The following is a 17,206-nucleotide window of genomic DNA, read 5'->3' as shown; positions in this document are numbered from 1 at the left end:
CCGCAGGGGGATGGTGGTTGTTGACCGGTGCGGGCGGGACTCGGAGGTTCAGGCCTCTTCGCCGAAACGATCGGCAACCAACTCTGCGAGTGCATCCAGCGCCTCCGGCGCATCCTTGCCTTCGGCCTCGATGGTGATCTCGCTGCCCTGGGCGGCGGCCAGCATCATCACGCCCATGATGCTCTTGCCATTCACCTCCTGCTGGTTGCGGGAGACGGAGACGTCCGCGGCGAACTTGCTGGCCAGGCTGACGAACTTGGCCGCGGCGCGCGCGTGCATCCCCAGGCGATTAACGATGGGGACTACGCGCTGCGGCATCGCTGCACTCCTGATCGCAGAGGAGAATCCCGTCATGGCCGCCCGAAAGGGCCTTGTTGACCAGTTCGGTCAGGGGGAGGTGTTGATAGTTGAGCACGCGGATGAGCATCGGCAGGTTGGCGCCGGCGATCACGCGGGCATTTGCACCCCGGGCGACACGAATCGCCACGTTGGAAGGCGTGGAGCCAAACATGTCGGTTAGAACGAGCACCCCCGAGCCGCTGTCGAGGGTCGCCAGGCGCTCGCGGGCGCGGGCCAGGACCTCGTCGGGGTCGTCGTTCTGGGACATCGCCATGGACTCGCAGTCCTCGGGCAGGCCCCCGAGCATGCTCTGCGCGGTCTGCAGCAGGGTATCGCCCAGGTTTTGATGCGTGATCAGAATGAGACCAACGCCCATGGATCTGCTCCGATTGCGGGTTCCAGAAGGCCCTCGTCCCGCGTCCAGTGGTTACTGTTTCCCCAGCTCGCGGTGACGGGTGCTAACAGTAACATGTTCCCGATCCTGCCACGCCTCCGCAAGCCGCTCCACCAGATACACCGAGCGGTGTTGCCCGCCGGTACAGCCGATGGAGACGGTTACGTAGCTGCGGTGATCGTCCAGCAGGCGCGGCAGCCACTGGGACAGGAATCCCTGGATGCTGTCGAACATGGCCGCGACCTCCGCGTGCCGCTCAAGGAACTCGCACACGGGCGGGTCGCGACCGGTCAGGGCGGCCAGATCGCTTTCGTAGTGCGGATTGGGCAAGCAGCGCACGTCGAACACGAAGTCGGAATCCAGCGGCGCGCCGTGTTTGAAGCCGAAAGACTGGAATTGCAGGGATAGCTCGTGTTCTCCGCGCTCGCCTATGCGGTCGCGCAGGGTGCGGGCCAGATCGTGCATCGACAGGCGCGAGGTGTCGACCGTCAGGTCGGCCTCCGCGGCCACATGGCCCAGCCACTCGCGTTCGCGGTCGATGGCCTCGACCAGTGGCACGCCGTCGCGCGCCAGCGGGTGGCGCCGGCGGGTCAGGTGGTAGCGCCGCAGCAGCACCTCGCTGGCCGCCTGCAGGAACAGGACCTCCACCTGCACCCCGTCCGCCCGTAGTTGCGCCAGGAGATCGTAGAACCCCTCCAGGGCCTCCAGGCCGCTGCGCACATCCACGCCCACGGCCAGATGGCGGTCGGTCTCGGTGTCGTAGTGGCCCTGCCGGACCTGATCGATCAGGTCCGGCAGCAGCGGCAGCGGGAGGTTGTCGACGCAGAAGTAGCCGGCATCCTCCAGGGTGTGCAGGGCCACGGTCTTGCCGGACCCGGACAGGCCACTGACGATTAGCAGGCGCATGGCCGATTCAGCCCTCCGGGTCCGGGTTGGGGACCGTAGTGGCGGGCACCGCGCGATGGTAGGGCGGCTCCTCCGTCTCGCCGCTCATCTGGCGGCGCTGGCGTGCGCGCAGGTCGTCGCCAGCGATATAGCCCTGCATGTGCAGCATGTGGTTGCGCACGGCCGCCTCGATCATCACTGCGATGTTGCGCCCCGGCGCGATCGGCAGGCTGATCAAGGGGACGCGCAGGCCGAGGATATCGATCTCGCCGCGGCGCCCGTTCAGCCGGTCATCGGGGACCGGCGAGGGTTCGCCATGATCGCGCAGGTCGATGATCAGGCGCAGGTACTTGCCGCCCTTGATCGCGGAATCGCCGTACATGGCGCGGATGTTGAGCACCCCAAGACCGCGCACCTCGAGCAGGTCCTGGAGCAGGGCCGGGCAGTGGCCGCGCACGATGTCGGGCGCAATGCGCGCGAACTCGGGGGCATCGTCGGCGATCAGGCGGTGCCCGCGCGAGATTAGTTCCAGTGCGACCTCGCTCTTGCCGACGCTGGAGGCACCGCTGATCAGCACCCCGATCCCGAGGATCTCCATGAACACGCCGTGGCGCACTTCGAAATGGGCCAGGCGCTGCTGCAGGAAATAGCGCAGCAGCGAGATGATCTCGTGGCTGCTGGTGCTGGAGCACAGGATTAGCGGCAGCGCCTCCTGCGGGGCGTCGGGCATCTCCGAGAACGGACAGGTGTCCTCGGCGAAGATCACCGCGGTGGTCCCAGTGCGGGCCATCTCCAGGATCAGGTCGTTGCATTGGGTGGCGCTGAGGCTGGAGATGTAGCGGGCCTCGAAGTCGCCGATGATCTGGATGCGGTTGGGCCGGATCAGGTTGAGATGGCCGGCCAGCGGCAGGTCGTCCCCGTCGTCGCCGACCAGCTTGCGGTCGGGTGCTGCGTGTTCGCCGTGTACGAAGCGAAGATCCAGGCGGTTTCCCATGGCCTGGATCAGGCTCTCCACGTTGATGTCGCGGGCGATTCCGCCTTCTCCCAGCGCCTCGTTCATGGCAGACGCTGCGCGCCGGAATCGCGGCTGGCGGCGGGTTCCACGGGCTTAGTCCTCGCTGAAGCGGCGCACGAGTTCCTGTTCCAGGGCCGCCGCGTCCCCGGCCCGGCGCAGCGCTCCGATGGTGTCTGGCTGAGACAGGCCGCGGGCGAGCTGGGCCAGCAGGTCGAGATGGTCGCCGGTGGCGGCCTCCGGGACCAGCAGTGCGATCAGGATATCGACCGGCTCGTGATCCATGGCGTCGAAGTCGACGCCCTTTTCCAGGCGCAGCACGGCCACGCGCGGCGCCTCGAGATCGGCCAGGCGGCCATGGGGAATCGCAACCCCATGGCCGAGACCGGTGGATCCGAGTTTTTCGCGCGCGGACAAGGCCTCGAAGATCGCGTTGCTCCCCGGTCCCGTGCCGTCACCTCCGCCGGCGAGGAGGTCCGCCAGGGCCTCCAGGGCCCGTTTCTGGCTGGAGCACTCGGGTTGCAGGCCAATGCGCTCGGAGGTGATCAACTCGGCAATCGTCATGGATCAGGAGGCCTGCTCGCGGTTGCGCTGGGCACCTTCGGCGCGGTGGTGGTCCTTGACCTTTTCCTTGTGCTTGATCAGTTGACGGTCGACTTTGTCGATCAGCGCGTCGATCGCGGCATACATGTCCTCGTGAGAGGCCTCGGCGTGGATGTGATTGCCGCTGACCTGGAGATTGGCTTCGGCCTGGTTGTGCTGATTCCGGGTCTTCTCGTGGGTCAGCACGACGTGGACGTCGATGACCTTGTCGAAGTGGCGCTCCAGCTTCGCGAACTTCTCGTTGACGTAGTCGCGCAGGGCGTCGGTGATGTCCACGTGGTGGCCGGTCAGGTTGATCTGCATGGTCAGGACTCCTTGGTTACTTGCTGCCGGTGGGCATCGAGGCCATCTGCCGGCGTTCGCTGGATGAAGGGATGTGCATCGCCTCGCGGTACTTGGCTACGGTGCGGCGCGCTACGTTGATGCCCCGGTCCGACAGGACCTGGGCGAGCCGGGCATCGCTGAGCGGCTTGTTCGGGGGTTCGTCGCCAATCAATTCGCGAATCATGGCACGGATGGCGGTGGCGGAACACTCGCCGCCATCGTTCGTGCCGACATGGCTGGAGAAGAAATACTTGAACTCGAAGACCCCGCGCGGGGTGTGCATGTATTTCTGCGTGGTAACCCGCGAGATGGTCGATTCGTGCATCTCCAGGGTCTCGGCAATGTCGCGCAGGATCAATGGCTGCATCGCGACGTCGCCATGCTCGAGAAAGCCCTGCTGGCGGTGGACGATCGCCTCGGCGACCCGCAGCAGGGTGTCGTTGCGGCTGTGCAGGCTCTTCAGGAACCAGCGTGCCTCCTGCAGCTGATCGCGCATAAAGGCGCTGTCGCGGGCATCCGAGACCTGGCGCACCATGCCGGCGTAGAGGTCGTTGATGCGGATACGCGGTGCGATCTCCGGATTCAGCTCCACGCGCCAGCCCTCGGCGCTATGGCGCACGTAGACATCCGGGACCACGTATTCCGAGGTGGCGGAGCTGATCTGTGCGCCGGGGCGCGGGTTCAGGGTGCGGATCAGGTCCAGTGCGCGGGCCAGTTCGTCCGGGTCGCGTACGCCGGACTGGCGCTGCAGGGCCTTGTAGTCGCGCTTGCCCAGGCTGTCCATGCCGTGTTCCAGGATCGCCCGTGCGGCCTCGCGGGCCGGGGCGTCCGGGGCCAGTTCGCGTAGCTGGATCTCCAGGCACTCCCGCAGGTCGCGCGCGCCGACCCCCAGCGGGTCGCACTGCTGAATCCAGTGGAGCACTGCCTCGACCTCGTCGACGCCGACGGTTTCATCCTCGCCTCGGCTGATGGTCTCGGCCAGGGTTTCCAGGTCACCCTCGAGATAGCCGTCGGGGCTGATGGCGTCGATCAGGGCTGCCCCGATGCGCTGGTCGCGGGGTGTCAGATGGCTCAGATGCAGCTGCCACAGCAGGTGATCCTGCAGGCCCTCACCGTCGTCGTCGCTGGTGTTTTCCAGCGGGTCGCGGTCATCCACGCCCTTGTTGGGCGTCGGGGCCGGCTCGTAGATGTCGTCCCAGCGGCTGTCGGTCGTCAGTTCCTCGGGGATCACGTCGTCGCTGGTAGTGGTGGCCTCCATGCGATCGCCTTCCACCAGCTCGCCGTCCTGGTTCAGGCGCTCGGTGTCGGCCTCGGCATCTTCGTCCTCGACCTGTTCGAGCATGGGGTTGCTCTCCAGCGCCTGTTGGATCTCCACCTGGAGCTCGAGCGTGGACAGCTGCAACAGGCGGATCGCCTGCTGCAGTTGCGGGGTCATGGTCAGCGTCTGACCCAGCTGCAGATTCAGGCCGGGTTTCAGCATCGGGTATGCGGGGCGAGGGTTGGCATTGATGGAATCTTAAAGCCTGCCTTGTGGTTTGTGCACCGACCGGGCCGCATATGGGGCGCTTTCACAGGCGGAAGTTCTCGCCGAGATAGACCCGGCGCACCTGGGGATCGGCCAGCAGCTCGTCCGGTGTACCGGCGGCGAGCAGGCGTCCCTCGCTCAGAATATAGGCCCTGTGGCAGATGCCGAGGGTCTCGCGCACGTTGTGATCGGAGATCAGTACGCCGATGCCGCGCTGGGCGAGATGCCGAATCACGTCCTGGATGTCGCCCACCGAGATCGGATCCACCCCGGCGAAGGGCTCGTCCAGACAGATGAAGCGCGGATCCCCGGCCAGGGCGCGGGCGATCTCGGCGCGGCGGCGTTCGCCGCCGGACAGCGCGATGCCCGGGCTGTGGCGCACGGTCTCGAGCTGGAACTCCTCGATCAGCGCATCGCCAATGCGCCGGCGCTCGTGGCGATCGAGTCCGGGGCGCAGCTCGAGCACGGCCTGCAGGTTGTCCCACACGCTCAGGCGGCGAAAGATCGAGGCCTCCTGCGGCAGGTAGCCGAGGCCGGCGCGCGCGCGCACGTGGATGGGCGCGCGGGTGATATCGCGTTCGCCCAGGGTGATGCGCCCGGCATTGGGGCGGATCAGCCCGACCAGGCTGTAGAAGCAGGTGGTCTTGCCGGCTCCGTTCGGGCCCAGCAGGCCGACCACCTCGCCGGGCGCGAGGTCGACGTCCACCTGGTCCAGCACCGTGCGCTGGCCGTAGCGCTTGGTCAGCTCGCGTCCGATCAGGCGGTCGTTGGTTTGTGCCCGTGTGGCGGATGGGCTGGGGGCTGTGGCGTTCATTCGTCGTCGCGCGGCTGGATGGTGATGCGCACGCGCTCGCTGTCGCCTTCGCCGCGTTCGGCCTCGATCACGTCGGTCGTCAGGTCATAGGTGATGCGTTTGCCGCGCGCCTCTTCGCTGGCGGTAACCACATGGGCCTGGTCGGTGAGGATCATGCGGTCCTCGTTCAGCAGGTAGTCGATGCGCAGCGCTGTGGCTATGCGCATCTCCCCGGTTTCCGGATCGGGTGATTCCAGGCGTGCCGGCTCGCCGTGGGCCTCCATTTCGTAGGGGCGGCGATCGCGGGTGCGCACGTAGACCTTGTCGGCCTCCAGGGTCATGTCGCCGCGGATCACGATCACGTCGCCGGTGTAGGTCCCCAGCCCCTGGCGTTCGTCCATCTCCGCGCGGTCGGCAGTGATCTCCACCGGCAGCGCCGGGCCCGAGCCCTGCTGGGCGAACGCGGGCGTGGCCAGCAGGGCGAGCAGCAGAAACGCCGCCACGCGGGCACCCGATTGGCCCGGACGGTGGCGAAGGCTATGGGGATTCGGGGTCATGCGCGGGATCCTCCTCGCTCGTCTCGCTGTAGAGCGAGTACACGTCATGGAACAACTCTATGGTATCCCCTTGCGAGTCCACGCGCAGACCGGTGCCGCGCTGGAACAGGCCCGGCTGGTTCAGGGTGGAAAGGGCATCCGAAGTGGCGACCATGGTGTCGGTGGCGACGCGAACATCCCGCGAATCGATGATGGTCTCCACGCGTTCGCCGCGGGGCGGCTGTACGCCGTGGGTGGGGCCCACCAGGTCCAGGGTCGCGGCGGCCGGTTGATGCAGCGCGGCAGGGGCAGTCCAGCGCCATTCGATACCGCCTTCGGCGAACAGGTCGAGGTCCGGGTCGTCCACCCATTGGGGGCCGTCACGTCCAAACTCGCGCAGGCGGGTGCCGCGCAGACGATGGCTCAGTTCGCCGTCGTCGCCGGTGGCATGCAGGGTGAAGCCGTCAATCTGCAGCGTGACCTCGCCCTCGGGCGGACTTACCTCGGCCTGCGCCAGGGGCGCGGACGCGAATGCGAGCACGGCCAGGGCCCATCCGAGTCGGCTGCGAATCCTGCGGCTCATCCGTTCAGGTAGGTCTCGAACAGCGCGTCGAGCCGGCCCTGCGCGGCCAGCAGGCCCTCGCAGGCCTCGCGCACGGCCCCGCGCCCACCATGGGCCTCGGTCACCCACTGGGCATGCTGGCACACCAGCGGGTGGGCGTCGCCGACCGCGATCCCGAGGCCGACCCGCTGCATCGCTGGTAGATCCACGATGTCGTCGCCCATGAAGGCCGCTTCGGCGGGGTCGTGGCCGGTGCGCTGCAGCAGTTCGTGCAGGGCCTCGCCCTTGTCGCGGCGGCCCTGGATCAGATGCTCCACACCCAGGTCGCGCATGCGGTGTTCGACGACCCCGGAGGTGCGCCCGGTCAGGATGGCGATCTCGATCCCGCCGTCCAGGGCCAGACGGATACCGTGGCCGTCGCGGCTGTTGAAGGCCTTGTACTGCTCGCCGCCGTCGCCGAGGAACAGGCTGCCGTCGGTTAGAACGCCGTCCACGTCCAGGATCAGCAGGCGAACGGCCTGCTGGTGGGTGCGCAGAGTGGTGGCATCCAGGTTCATCACGCCACCCCGGCGCGCAGCAGGTCGTGCATGTTGATCACGCCGACCAGGTGTTGCTCGGCGTCGGTGACGGGCAGGGCACTGATGCGCCGGCTTTCCATGGTCTCCAGGGCCTCTGCGGCCAGCCAGTCGGGCTGCGCAGTGTAGCCGCCGGTGGTCATGGCCTCGCCGATGGTCAGGCCGTCCAGGCTGTGCCCGGCGTCCAGGGTGCGGCGCAGGTCGCCATCGGTGAACACGCCCTGGATGTGATCGTCACCGTCGGTGATGATCACCAGCCCCAGACCCTTGCGGGTGATCTCGAACAGGGCGTCCTTGAGTGGGGCGTCCGGGGTGATGCGCGGGATCGCGCCTCCGGTATGCATGATGTCGGCGACATGCACCAGCAGGCGCCGGCCAAGGCGACCGCCGGGGTGCGAGCGGGCAAAGTCGTTGGCGGTAAAGCCGCGTGCGTCCAGCACCGCGACGGCCAGGGCATCGCCCATCGCCAACGCCGCGGTGGTGCTGGAGGTGGGGGCCAGGCCCAGCGGGCAAGCCTCGCGTTCGACGCTGACATCCAGGTGTACGGTGGCATCCGCGCCGAGGCGCGATCCGGGGTTGCCGGTCATCGCGATCAGCGGTACGCCCAGGCGCCGGATCAGCGGCAGGATGGTGATGATCTCGTCGGTCTCGCCGGAGTTCGACAGCGCGATGACCACGTCCTCGCGGGTGATCATGCCGAGATCGCCGTGACTGGCCTCGCCCGGGTGCACGAAGAAGGCCGGCGTGCCGGTGGAGGCCAGGGTCGCGGCCAGCTTGCTGCCGATGTGCCCGGACTTGCCCATGCCGGTGACGATCACGCGGCCCTTGCACGCGAGGATGCAGCGGCAGGCCTCGAGGAAGTGATCGTCGATGCGCTGGGCGAGGTTGCGCACGGCCTCGGCCTCGTCATTGAGGACGGCCAGCGCCAGTGTACGGGTGGTTTCGGGGTTGAAGTTCATGCGGTAGCCGTAATTCCCAGGTAGACAAGGTAGCTTGCGAAGGCGACGAGGAGAAGGGCGCCCTGCCAGCGCAGGATCTGCCCGCGGCGCCCCAGCGCGATCAGGAGCAGGGCCACCGTCAATGCCAGCATCACCGGATAGTCGCGCGTCAGCACGTCGGCGTCGATTGCCAGCGGCGCGATCAGGGCCGGCACCGCCAGTACCGCCAGCAGGTTGAACAGATTGGAGCCGACCACGTTCCCGATCGCCAGCCCGGCCTCGCGGCGGAAGGCGGCGACCACCGAGGTGGCCAGCTCGGGCAAGCTGGTGCCCACCGCAACGATGGTCAGGCCGATGATCAGGTCGCTGATCCCCAGTTGCTCGGCGATCTCGACCGCGCCCCAGACCAGGGCCTGGCTGCTGGCCAGAAGGAACAGCAGTCCGAAGACCAGCCAGGCGATGGCGGGGGCGAGGTGGCTGCCCTCCGGGATCGTCTCGACCATGCCGCGCACCACCTCGGGGGTGTCGTCATGTGGGGCCGGCCGGGCGCGCCGCGCACTGACGGCCATCCAGACGGTGAATGCGACCAGTCCAGCCAGCAACCCGATGCCTTCCAGTCGACCCAGTTCGCCGTCCACCAGCAGGAGCAGCACGCCGAAGCTGACCAGCAGGAGAATCGGCAGTTCGCGCCGGACCATGCCGCGCCCGATCGCCAGCGGCGCGACCAGGGCCGCGGCGCCGAGCACCAGCGCGATATTGGCGATGTTGGAGCCGATGGCGTTGCCCACCGCCAGCCCCGGGTTGCCCTGCAGGCTGGCGAGGATCGAGACCACGATCTCCGGGGCCGAGGTCCCGAAGGCGACGATGGTCAGGCCGATGATCAGCGGGCTGACGCCCAGACCGCGGGCCAGGGCCGAGGCGCCGAACACGAAGCGGTCGGCGCTCCAGGTCAGCAGGATCAGCCCGCCGATGATGGCGACAACGGGTAGCACCATGGACAGTCAGGTCCGGCGAGGGTCAGGCCCGCGATTGTAGCCGATCGGGTTGCGGTTTCAGCGGCGCAGGCGCTCCAGACACTCGGCGGTCGCCACCTGAGGTGTCCAGCCGAGCTGCTCGCGGGCGCGGGTGCAGTCCAGCACCAGCGGGCCGTCCAGCCCGTGGACCCAGCCGGGGTCCCCGGCGCGGGCGGTCAGGCGCCAGGCCAGCGGGTGCAGGGTGCGGATCAGCCGCAGTGGCACCGGGATCCCCCAGCGCCGCTGGTGGCGCGCCATCGCCCGTAGCGACCAGGCAGGTTCGGCCCCCAGGTTGAAGATCCCCGCGGTGCGCGTTGTGATGCTGCGCACGATCGCGGCGGCGGCATCGTCCTCCCACAGGATCTGCACTGGCTGTTCGCCCCCGGCGGGATACAGCCGCCCGCGGGCGATCTGCAGCAACAGCGGGTGGGCGTTCGGGCCGACGATCGCGGGCGGGCGCAGGAGGGTCACCTGGCACTCGGGGTATTCCCGGGCGAGCGCGAGCAGGGCCTGCTCCACGGCGACCTTGTCTTCGGCATAGGGGAAGCGCGGCCGGGTGGGATGGTCCTCGCGGAGCGGCTGCGGGCTGTCCGGCCAGGGGCCGTAGACCGCCGCGCTGGACAGAAACACGATGTGGCGTACACCGGCGGTCACCGCCGCGTGGAACACCCGCTGGCTCAGGGCGACATTCTGCTGGCGGACCCAGGTTCGGTCATGCCGGCGGCGTCCCCCGTGACCGCCCATCAACTGAAAGGCCAGGTGCACCAGGGTGTCCACCCCGGCCAGGTCGTCCGGCTGGAGCTGCGCCAGGTCGAGTACCCGGGCCTCGATAACGGTGCCGTTTTCGGGGGGAGGCAGCGCCGGCGCGGCCCGGTCCAGAGCGAGGATGTGTTCAATCGTCGGCGCGCGTGCCAGGGCGGGCAGCAGGACTTGCCCCAGGCGCCCGGCGGCGCCGGTCACGGCGACGTGCATCCGTGTTTCGCTCAGGTCGCGGTGCGGGCGACGGTGGCCGGGGCGGGGTCGGCAAACGCGGGCATGACCTCTTCCGCGAAGCAGTCCATGGACTCCTCGGCCAGTGCATGCGGAACGGCCCCGGCGCCGAAGGCGAGCAGGACCTGGTCGACCCCGGCTTCGCGCAGGCCCTCGATGCGTTCACGACACTCGGCGGGGGTGCCGACGAGCGTCATGCCCAGCATGTCGAGGACCTTCAGGTTGATCCCGGCCTTGACCAGATGGCGGAAGCGGCCGAGCGAGCGGTAATAGTCGTAGCCCTCGATCAGGCGTTCCAGCACCGGCAGGGTCTGCTGGAACATGTGGCGATAGAACCACTCGAAGGCCGGCTTGGCCTCGCGCCGGGCGCGCTTGCCGTCCGGCAGGCACAGAACCCCCAGGGTCATGCCGACCCGGGGCGGGTGGGCGACGTCCGTGCGTGTCGCGTCCCAGGCCTCGTGGTACAGGCGGATGTCCTCGCGGATCATCTGCCAGGGCTTGAATGGCCCGGCCAGCGCGCCGATGCCCTGCTCCGCCGCCCAGGTGAAGGACTCCGGGCTGACCGCGGCGGTCCAGATCGGCGGGTGCGGGGCCTGCACCGGGCGCGGCATCACGGGCACGTCGTCCAGGTGATGGAACGGCCCGTCCTGGGTGATGCGGCCGGTGGCGAAGGCCTGGCGCAGCGCATCCAGCCCGGCATCGACCCGCGCGCGGGACTCGCTCATCTCGGCCCCGAATGTGGCATATTCGCGCGGCGAGAAACCGCGTCCGATGCCCAGATCCAGGCGTCCGCCGGAGAGCTGGTCGAGCATGCCGACGCGTTGCGCCACCCGCAGGGGGTGGTGGTAGGGCAGGGGGACCACGCCCAGCCCCAGGCGCAGGCGTTTGGTGCGCTGGCTGGCCGCGGCCAGCACCAGGTCCGGCGCGGTGGAGTGGGAAAATTCCGGCATCAGGTGGTGCTCCACCAGCCAGGCGGTGCCGAAGCCGAGACGATCGGCGCGCTCCCACAGGCGCAGGGTGTTCTCCAGCACCTCCGCTTCGGAGGTCTGCAGGAAGTCCGGTACCGAGAGCTCGTGGAACAGGTCGAAACGCATGGCGCCAACTGTGCCGCGCGCTCGCAGGTGATACAAGCAATCCGCGCAAAGATGCGGTTACGCCGTGGAGGTTGGGGCATGTCGCAGGATTACGAGGCACTGGTATTGCAGGCGGCCGGGGTTGCGGCTCCGGGCGAGGACTGGTGGGACGACTTCTTCCCCGAGGACCTGCCGCAGGACTGGCAGCTGGAGTACTACACCCATTACCACAGCCGTTTGTTGCTGCCCGCCCCGGTGTGGACCGAGTCCGGGGCGCCGGCCTTTGGTGACTGGGCCGAGGCCGTGCCCCCCGCGCTGCGGCTGACACTGGACTGGCCGGTGGAGCTGGGCCTCGAGACGGGTGCGACGCGGGCGCGCGCGCTGGCCGAGGCTGTCGGCGACGGCCTGCAGGCGGTGGCGCCGGGGCCGATGGGGCCGGCGCAGGTGCAGGCGATCCGCGCGGCACTGGAGGCGGCCGGACTGGGGCGCCTGATGGTGTACGGCGCCGGCGAGGAGCGGGTGATCGCGCGCGCCGAGGCGGCGTGCTTTTACCCCGCCCCGGTGTCGAGGTCAGCGTCGGCCGCCGGGGGCGGGGCCTGGCAGGTCAACCCCGAGGCAGGGCTGGATGCGCCGGGCTGGCGCGCGCTGGTGGAGGCCCTCGGGCAGGCCGGTGGCAGCGGCGAGACCCCGGTGTTCCTGCGCGCGCGTCCGGAGCGGCTGTCGGATTTCCGCACCATCGCCGCATTGCTGGGATTGGGATGAGCACCGCACCCGCCCGTTTGACGGTCTCCCGGCCTGCGCCCAGACTTCGGGGTTCTGTGGGCCTAAGGAAACACGGATTAATGTACACACTCGCGTTGGTACCCCAGGTTTTCCGAGCCCAGGCGCGGCGCGCAGCCGGTAGTGGGTCTACCGGCCCGTTTTTGACCGATTCGGGCCGCAACGCAGGATCGGGGAACCTGGGGTGCCAACCTCGAAGGGGCTCGGCCGCCCGTTGTCATCAAAAACGGGCGTGCGCACGGCGTTGCGGCTCCCTTGTGCAGATTGACTGCACGGCGGTCACCGCGCCTTGTTCGCACGCAAAAGCGGCTCGAGCGCGAGCGTGTACATTAATCCGTGTTTCCTTAAGGGCGAGGAGCGCGCGTGGCTGACCCGGCAGTGGAAGACAGTCCGCATATCGTGATCGAGAACCTGTGCTTCCGGCGCGGGCGCAAGATGATTTTCGATGACCTGTCGATGCGCATCCCGCGCGGGCAGGTGACGACCGTGATGGGGCCCAGCGGCAGTGGCAAGACCACGCTGCTGCGCCTGGTCGGCGGTCAGTTGCGTCCGGACAAGGGCCGCATCTGGGTGGATGGCCAGGAGGTGGCGAGGCTCTCCACCCGGCGGCTGTACGCGCTGCGCAAGCGCATGGGCATGCTGTTCCAGAGCGGTGCGCTGCTGACGGATCTCTCGGTATTCGAGAACGTCGCCTTCCCGCTGCGCGAGCACACGGATCTGCCGGAGGACGTGCTGCACGCGCTGGTGCTGCTGAAGCTGGAGGCGGTGGGCCTGCGCGCGGCGCGCGACCTGGACCCGGCGACCCTGTCCGGTGGCATGGCGCGGCGCGTCGCGCTGGCGCGGGCCATTGCGCTGGACCCGGACCTGATCCTGTACGACGAGCCGTTCACCGGGCTCGATCCGATCACCATGGGCCAGATCGTCAGCCTGATCCGCCGGACCAATCAAAGCCTGGGGCTCACCAGCGTGCTGGTCTCGCATGACGTGACCGAGGCGATGGCGATCTCCGATCAGGTGGTGCTGATCGCCGATGGCCGGGTAGTGGATGCCGGGCCGCCGGACGAACTGGAGGCGCGCGCCTCCGACTGGAGCGCGCAGTTCCTGCAGGGTCGCCCGGACGGGCCGGTGCCGTTTCATTACCCGGGCGCGTCCTACCGCGATGACCTGCTGGGGCAGGGGGAGCGCCGCGATGACTGATTCGATTGCCGCGCTGGGTCGGACCACGATCAATGCCCTGACGGTATTCGGCCGGGCGTTTATCTTCCTGATCCGGATGCTGGCGAGCCTGGATATCGTCTTTCGCCGCTTCGGCCTGACGCTTGTTCAGGTGTATTCGGTGGGGGTGCGCTCGCTGCTGATCATCGTCGTGTCCGGGCTGTTTGTCGGCATGGTGCTGGCGTATCAGGGCTACATCACGCTGGTGAACTTCGGCGCGGCCGAGGCCCTGGGCGGGGTGGTTGCGCTGTCGCTGGTACGCGAACTGGGGCCGGTGGTCACCGCGCTGCTGTTCGCCGGGCGCGCCGGTTCCGCGCTGACCGCGGAACTGGGGCTGATGAAGACGACCGAACAGCTCTCGGCGATGGAGATGATGGCGGTGAACCCCTATCGCCGGATCTTCGCGCCACGCTTTGTGGCCGGGTTCCTTTCCATGCCGCTGCTGGCCGCGATCTTCAGCGCCGTGGGCGTGATGGGCGGCTACCTCGTCGGGGTGGGGCTGCTCGGCGTGGACAGCGGCGCCTATTTCTCGCAGATGCAGTCGGTGACCGACTGGAACGAGGATGTGCTCTCCGGAGTGATCAAGAGCATCGTGTTCGGCTTCGTGGTGACCTGGATCGCGGTGTTCCAGGGCTTCAATGCGCAGCCGACGTCCGAGGGCATCTCGCGCGCCACGACCCAGACGGTGGTGGTGTCGTCGCTCGCGGTGCTGGGCCTCGATTTCATCCTGACCGGGCTGATGTTCGGCGCGGGCTGACCAAACAGTGTTTACCCAGGACAGGTGGCAATAATGAAGGTACGTTTCTTCGAACTGGCGGTCGGTGTCTTCGTGCTCCTGGGTATCGGGGCGCTGTTCTACCTGGCGGTGCAGGTGAGCAACGTGACCGACTACCACGACCGTGACACCTATACGGTGAGCGGATACTTCGACAACATCGGGGGTCTCAAGACGCGTGCCCCGGTCACGGTGTCGGGTGTGCGCATCGGGCGAGTGGCGGATATCCGTTACGACCCGGAACGCTTTCGCGCCGAGGTGACCCTGGCGATCCGCTCGGAGCACGACTACCTGCCGATGGACACCCAGGCCGCCATCCACACCGCGGGGCTGCTGGGCGAACAGTACATCGCGCTGGAGCCGGGTGGTGACTACGACACCCTGCAGGAAGGCGACGAGCTGATGTTCACCCAGTCGGCACTGGTGCTGGAGAACCTCATCGGTCGCTTCATGACCAACATGGGTAGTGACTGATCTACCCAAACCGGGAGCAAGAGACATGAAATGGTTGCATGAACGAATCCTGATCCTGCCGCTGGCGCTGCTGGTCCTGATCCTGGCGGCTCCCGCCCAGGCCGAAGAAAACCCCGCCGAGCTCATCAAGCAGTCGATCGACGCGGTCTACGAGAAGCTGCGGGCAAACGAGGCGCGTGCGCAGGAAGATCCTGACTTCGTGATTGGCGTGATCGAGGAGGAGATCCTGCCCGGCGTGGATGTCAACGGGATGGCCCGCCTGGTCCTGGCACGTCACTGGCGCGATGCCAGCAGCGAGCAGCAAGACCGCTTCGCCGAGGCCTTCAAGAACACGCTGCTGCAGGCCTACGGGGTGCAACTGGCCGATCATCTGGACAAGGACGTGCGCGTCATCGAGCGGCGCTCGCGCCAGGACGAGCGCATGGCCGTGGTCGCCACCGAGGTGGTGATGGGCTCCGGCCAGTCGAACATCCAGGTCAACTACCGTCTGCGTCCGGTGAACGGCGAATGGAAGGTCTTCGACGTCGAGGCCGAGGGGCTCAGCTTCGTCGGCAACTTCCGCACTCGCTTTAACGAGGAGATTAACCGCGATGGCCTGGAGGCGCTGATCGAGCGCCTGGAAGATGGCGACGAGGAGTTGATCGAGGATGCCGTGGGCGACGTGACCCCCGACAACGGCGCCGCGGACCGGTGAGCGACGCACAGATCCGGGCGGATGAAGGCGGTCTGGTCGTCAACGGGCCACTGACCTTCGCGACGGTGGCCGGGCTGGAGGCACGGGCCCGCGGGCTGACGGCGCATCTCCCGGAACACGCTCGGGTGGACCTGACGCAGGCGGGTCGTATCGACAGCGCCGGCGTGGCGTTCCTGGTCATCCTCTGGCGTCGCGCCCGCGAGCAGGGCCGCACCCTGGTCTTCGAGCCCCTCCCCGAGGGGTTGCGCCCGTTACTGGAGTTGTACGACCTGGAGTCGATTATCACCGACTCCGCCGCCCGTTCCGTCGCCTGAGTCGTGCCGGCGGCGGGCGAACGGGCGAGCCCGGCGCGGATTCGTTATCATGGCGCGTTTCGCCGAACCACGGTCGGTTCGGCGGTCAATCCGGGCATCCCATGGACAAACTGATCATTACCGGAGGTCGCCGACTCGAGGGTCAGGTCTGGATCTCCGGGGCCAAGAACGCCGTGTTGCCGATCCTGTCCGCCACCTTGCTAGCGGACGGGCCGATGACCATTGGCAACGTCCCGCATCTGCAGGACGTGACCACCACCATGGAGCTGCTCGGCCGCATGGGCGTCAGCCTTACGGTTAACGAGCGCATGCGCATCGAGGTCGACCCGACCACGCTGACCCAGTGCGTCGCCCCGTACGATCTGGTAAAGACCATGCGCGCCTCCATCCTGGTGCTGGGGCCGCTGCTGGCCCGCTTCGGCGAGGCCGAGGTCTCCCTGCCGGGCGGCTGTGCCATCGGTTCCCGCCCGGTGAACCTGCACCTGCGGGGCCTTGAGGCCCTGGGAGCGGAGATCGACGTCGAAGGCGGCTACATCCGCGCCCGCGCCGGCCGCCTGAAGGGTGCCCGCGTGGTGTTTGACCAGGTCACCGTGACCGGTACCGAGAACCTGTTGATGGCCGCCACCCTGGCCGAGGGCGAGACCCTGATCGAGAACGCCGCGCGCGAGCCAGAGGTCATCGATCTGGCGGACTGCCTGACCGCGATGGGCGCGAAGATCCAGGGTGCCGGCACCGACACCATTCGGGTGCAGGGCGTGGAGCGCCTGCACGGCTGCGAATACGACGTGATGCCGGACCGTATCGAGACCGGCACCTTCCTGGTCGCCGCCGCGGTCACCCGTGGGCGCGTGCGCTGCCGCAATACCCGCCCGGAGCTGCTGGACGCGGTGCTGGCCAAGCTGGTCGAGGCCGGCGCTCGCATCGAGACCGGGCCGGACTGGATCGAGCTGGATATGGAGGGCCGCCGTCCGAAGGCGGTGAACCTGCGCACCGCGCCGTTCCCGGCCTTCCCGACCGACATGCAGGCGCAGATGATGGTGCTGAACACCGTGGCCGAGGGCACCGGATCGGTAGTCGAGACGGTGTTCGAGAATCGCTTCATGCATGCGCTGGAGCTGCAGCGCATGGGCGCGCACATTACCATCGAGGGCAATACCGCGATCGTCGAGGGCGTGGAAAAACTGGTCGGTGCGCCGGTGATGGCGACTGACCTGCGTGCCTCGGCGAGCCTGATCATCGCCGGCCTGGTGGCCGAGGGCGAGACCGAGGTGGACCGCATCTACCACATCGATCGCGGCTACGAATGCATCGAGGAAAAACTGAGCCAGATCGGCGCGACCATTCGTCGCGAGCCGGTCTGAAGCTGCGACTCACACGGAACCGGACGAACGC

General features: G+C 68.0%; 22 protein-coding genes. 7 read left to right on the top strand and 15 right to left on the bottom strand.

From position 1 onward, the window contains the following. Positions 1 to 48: 48 nt before the first annotated feature. The 15 genes from G333_RS0101635 to G333_RS0101565 all read right to left on the bottom strand — a co-directional run bounded on the left by G333_RS0101635 (position 49) and on the right by G333_RS0101565 (position 11,583). Positions 49 to 318, bottom strand: a complete 270-nt coding sequence (locus G333_RS0101635) for an HPr family phosphocarrier protein (protein ID WP_018144535.1) — start codon at positions 316 to 318, stop codon at positions 49 to 51. After that, entirely contained in the window at positions 290 to 715 is a 426-nt protein-coding gene (locus G333_RS0101630) for a PTS sugar transporter subunit IIA (protein ID WP_018168280.1), read from the bottom strand. The genes G333_RS0101635 and G333_RS0101630 overlap by 29 nt, the downstream gene beginning before the upstream one ends. Positions 716 to 766: 51 nt before the next feature. Further along, entirely contained in the window at positions 767 to 1,639 is an 873-nt protein-coding gene (gene rapZ / locus G333_RS0101625; protein ID WP_019627479.1) for an RNase adapter RapZ, read from the bottom strand. A 7-nt stretch (positions 1,640 to 1,646) separates the two neighbouring features. Then, positions 1,647 to 2,678: an HPr(Ser) kinase/phosphatase gene (hprK, locus tag G333_RS0101620; RefSeq protein ID WP_018144532.1), complete on the bottom strand. Its 1,032-nt coding sequence runs from the start codon at positions 2,676 to 2,678 to the stop codon at positions 1,647 to 1,649. Between the two features lie 48 nt (positions 2,679 to 2,726). After that, positions 2,727 to 3,194 (bottom strand): PTS sugar transporter subunit IIA, encoded by a 468-nt coding sequence (locus G333_RS0101615; protein WP_018168278.1) that lies wholly within the window; start codon positions 3,192 to 3,194, stop codon positions 2,727 to 2,729. Between the two features lie 3 nt (positions 3,195 to 3,197). Next, positions 3,198 to 3,536 carry a ribosome hibernation-promoting factor, HPF/YfiA family gene (hpf, locus tag G333_RS0101610; RefSeq protein WP_018144530.1) on the bottom strand — a complete coding sequence of 113 codons (339 nt, stop codon included), beginning with the start codon at positions 3,534 to 3,536 and terminating at the stop codon, positions 3,198 to 3,200. A gap of 16 nt (positions 3,537 to 3,552) precedes the next feature. Next, positions 3,553 to 5,037, bottom strand: coding sequence for an RNA polymerase factor sigma-54 (locus G333_RS0101605; RefSeq protein ID WP_019627478.1), 1,485 nt, complete (start codon positions 5,035 to 5,037; stop codon positions 3,553 to 3,555). A gap of 88 nt (positions 5,038 to 5,125) precedes the next feature. Continuing rightward, positions 5,126 to 5,896 (bottom strand): LPS export ABC transporter ATP-binding protein, encoded by a 771-nt coding sequence (gene lptB / locus G333_RS0101600; RefSeq protein WP_019627477.1) that lies wholly within the window; start codon positions 5,894 to 5,896, stop codon positions 5,126 to 5,128. After that, positions 5,893 to 6,432, bottom strand: coding sequence for a lipopolysaccharide transport periplasmic protein LptA (gene lptA, locus G333_RS0101595; protein ID WP_019627476.1), 540 nt, complete (start codon positions 6,430 to 6,432; stop codon positions 5,893 to 5,895). Before lptA ends, lptB begins: the two co-directional genes overlap by 4 nt. Then, positions 6,413 to 6,994, bottom strand: coding sequence for an LPS export ABC transporter periplasmic protein LptC (gene lptC / locus G333_RS0101590; RefSeq protein WP_369791815.1), 582 nt, complete (start codon positions 6,992 to 6,994; stop codon positions 6,413 to 6,415). The genes lptA and lptC overlap by 20 nt, the downstream gene beginning before the upstream one ends. Then, complete coding sequence (locus tag G333_RS0101585) at positions 6,991 to 7,530, bottom strand: HAD family hydrolase (protein ID WP_019627474.1); 540 nt, start codon at positions 7,528 to 7,530, stop codon at positions 6,991 to 6,993. Before G333_RS0101585 ends, lptC begins: the two co-directional genes overlap by 4 nt. Then, on the bottom strand, positions 7,530 to 8,507 hold the full coding sequence (locus G333_RS0101580) for a KpsF/GutQ family sugar-phosphate isomerase (protein WP_019627473.1): 978 nt from the start codon (positions 8,505 to 8,507) through the stop codon (positions 7,530 to 7,532). Before G333_RS0101580 ends, G333_RS0101585 begins: the two co-directional genes overlap by 1 nt. After that, positions 8,504 to 9,481 carry a calcium/sodium antiporter gene (locus G333_RS0101575; protein WP_019627472.1) on the bottom strand — a complete coding sequence of 326 codons (978 nt, stop codon included), beginning with the start codon at positions 9,479 to 9,481 and terminating at the stop codon, positions 8,504 to 8,506. The genes G333_RS0101580 and G333_RS0101575 overlap by 4 nt, the downstream gene beginning before the upstream one ends. A gap of 57 nt (positions 9,482 to 9,538) precedes the next feature. Next, the gene (locus G333_RS0101570) at positions 9,539 to 10,471 is read right to left on the bottom strand and encodes an NAD-dependent epimerase/dehydratase family protein (RefSeq protein ID WP_019563238.1); all 933 of its coding nucleotides are present in this window, start codon (positions 10,469 to 10,471) and stop codon (positions 9,539 to 9,541) included. A gap of 11 nt (positions 10,472 to 10,482) precedes the next feature. After that, a complete protein-coding gene (locus G333_RS0101565; RefSeq protein ID WP_019627471.1) occupies positions 10,483 to 11,583 on the bottom strand; it encodes an LLM class flavin-dependent oxidoreductase in 1,101 nt (366 codons plus the stop codon). 78 nt (positions 11,584 to 11,661) lie between these two features. On the opposite strand from G333_RS0101565, the gene G333_RS0101560 reads away from it, so the two are divergent. The 7 genes from G333_RS0101560 to murA all read left to right on the top strand — a co-directional run bounded on the left by G333_RS0101560 (position 11,662) and on the right by murA (position 17,175). Then, a complete protein-coding gene (locus G333_RS0101560; RefSeq protein WP_019627470.1) occupies positions 11,662 to 12,324 on the top strand; it encodes a hypothetical protein in 663 nt (220 codons plus the stop codon). Positions 12,325 to 12,705: 381 nt separating this feature from the next. Then, on the top strand, positions 12,706 to 13,539 hold the full coding sequence (locus G333_RS0101555; protein WP_026313092.1) for an ABC transporter ATP-binding protein: 834 nt from the start codon (positions 12,706 to 12,708) through the stop codon (positions 13,537 to 13,539). Next, a complete protein-coding gene (gene mlaE / locus G333_RS0101550) occupies positions 13,532 to 14,314 on the top strand; it encodes a lipid asymmetry maintenance ABC transporter permease subunit MlaE (RefSeq protein WP_018144518.1) in 783 nt (260 codons plus the stop codon). The genes G333_RS0101555 and mlaE overlap by 8 nt, the downstream gene beginning before the upstream one ends. A gap of 33 nt (positions 14,315 to 14,347) precedes the next feature. Then, positions 14,348 to 14,806 (top strand): outer membrane lipid asymmetry maintenance protein MlaD, encoded by a 459-nt coding sequence (gene mlaD, locus G333_RS0101545; RefSeq protein ID WP_018144517.1) that lies wholly within the window; start codon positions 14,348 to 14,350, stop codon positions 14,804 to 14,806. Between the two features lie 25 nt (positions 14,807 to 14,831). Next, positions 14,832 to 15,500 (top strand): phospholipid-binding protein MlaC, encoded by a 669-nt coding sequence (locus G333_RS0101540; protein WP_019627469.1) that lies wholly within the window; start codon positions 14,832 to 14,834, stop codon positions 15,498 to 15,500. After that, on the top strand, positions 15,497 to 15,814 hold the full coding sequence (locus G333_RS0101535; RefSeq protein ID WP_018144515.1) for a lipid asymmetry maintenance protein MlaB: 318 nt from the start codon (positions 15,497 to 15,499) through the stop codon (positions 15,812 to 15,814). The genes G333_RS0101540 and G333_RS0101535 overlap by 4 nt, the downstream gene beginning before the upstream one ends. A gap of 101 nt (positions 15,815 to 15,915) precedes the next feature. Continuing rightward, entirely contained in the window at positions 15,916 to 17,175 is a 1,260-nt protein-coding gene (gene murA, locus G333_RS0101530) for a UDP-N-acetylglucosamine 1-carboxyvinyltransferase (RefSeq protein ID WP_019627468.1), read from the top strand. The last annotated feature ends 31 nt before the right edge of the window (positions 17,176 to 17,206 follow it).

Source organism: Thioalkalivibrio sp. AKL10, from assembly GCF_000381845.1.
In the GTDB taxonomy this organism is placed as follows: domain Bacteria; phylum Pseudomonadota; class Gammaproteobacteria; order Ectothiorhodospirales; family Ectothiorhodospiraceae; genus Thioalkalivibrio; species Thioalkalivibrio versutus.
Note: the sequence above shows the minus strand (reverse complement) of the source record. Positions and strands in the feature narration are given on the sequence as shown.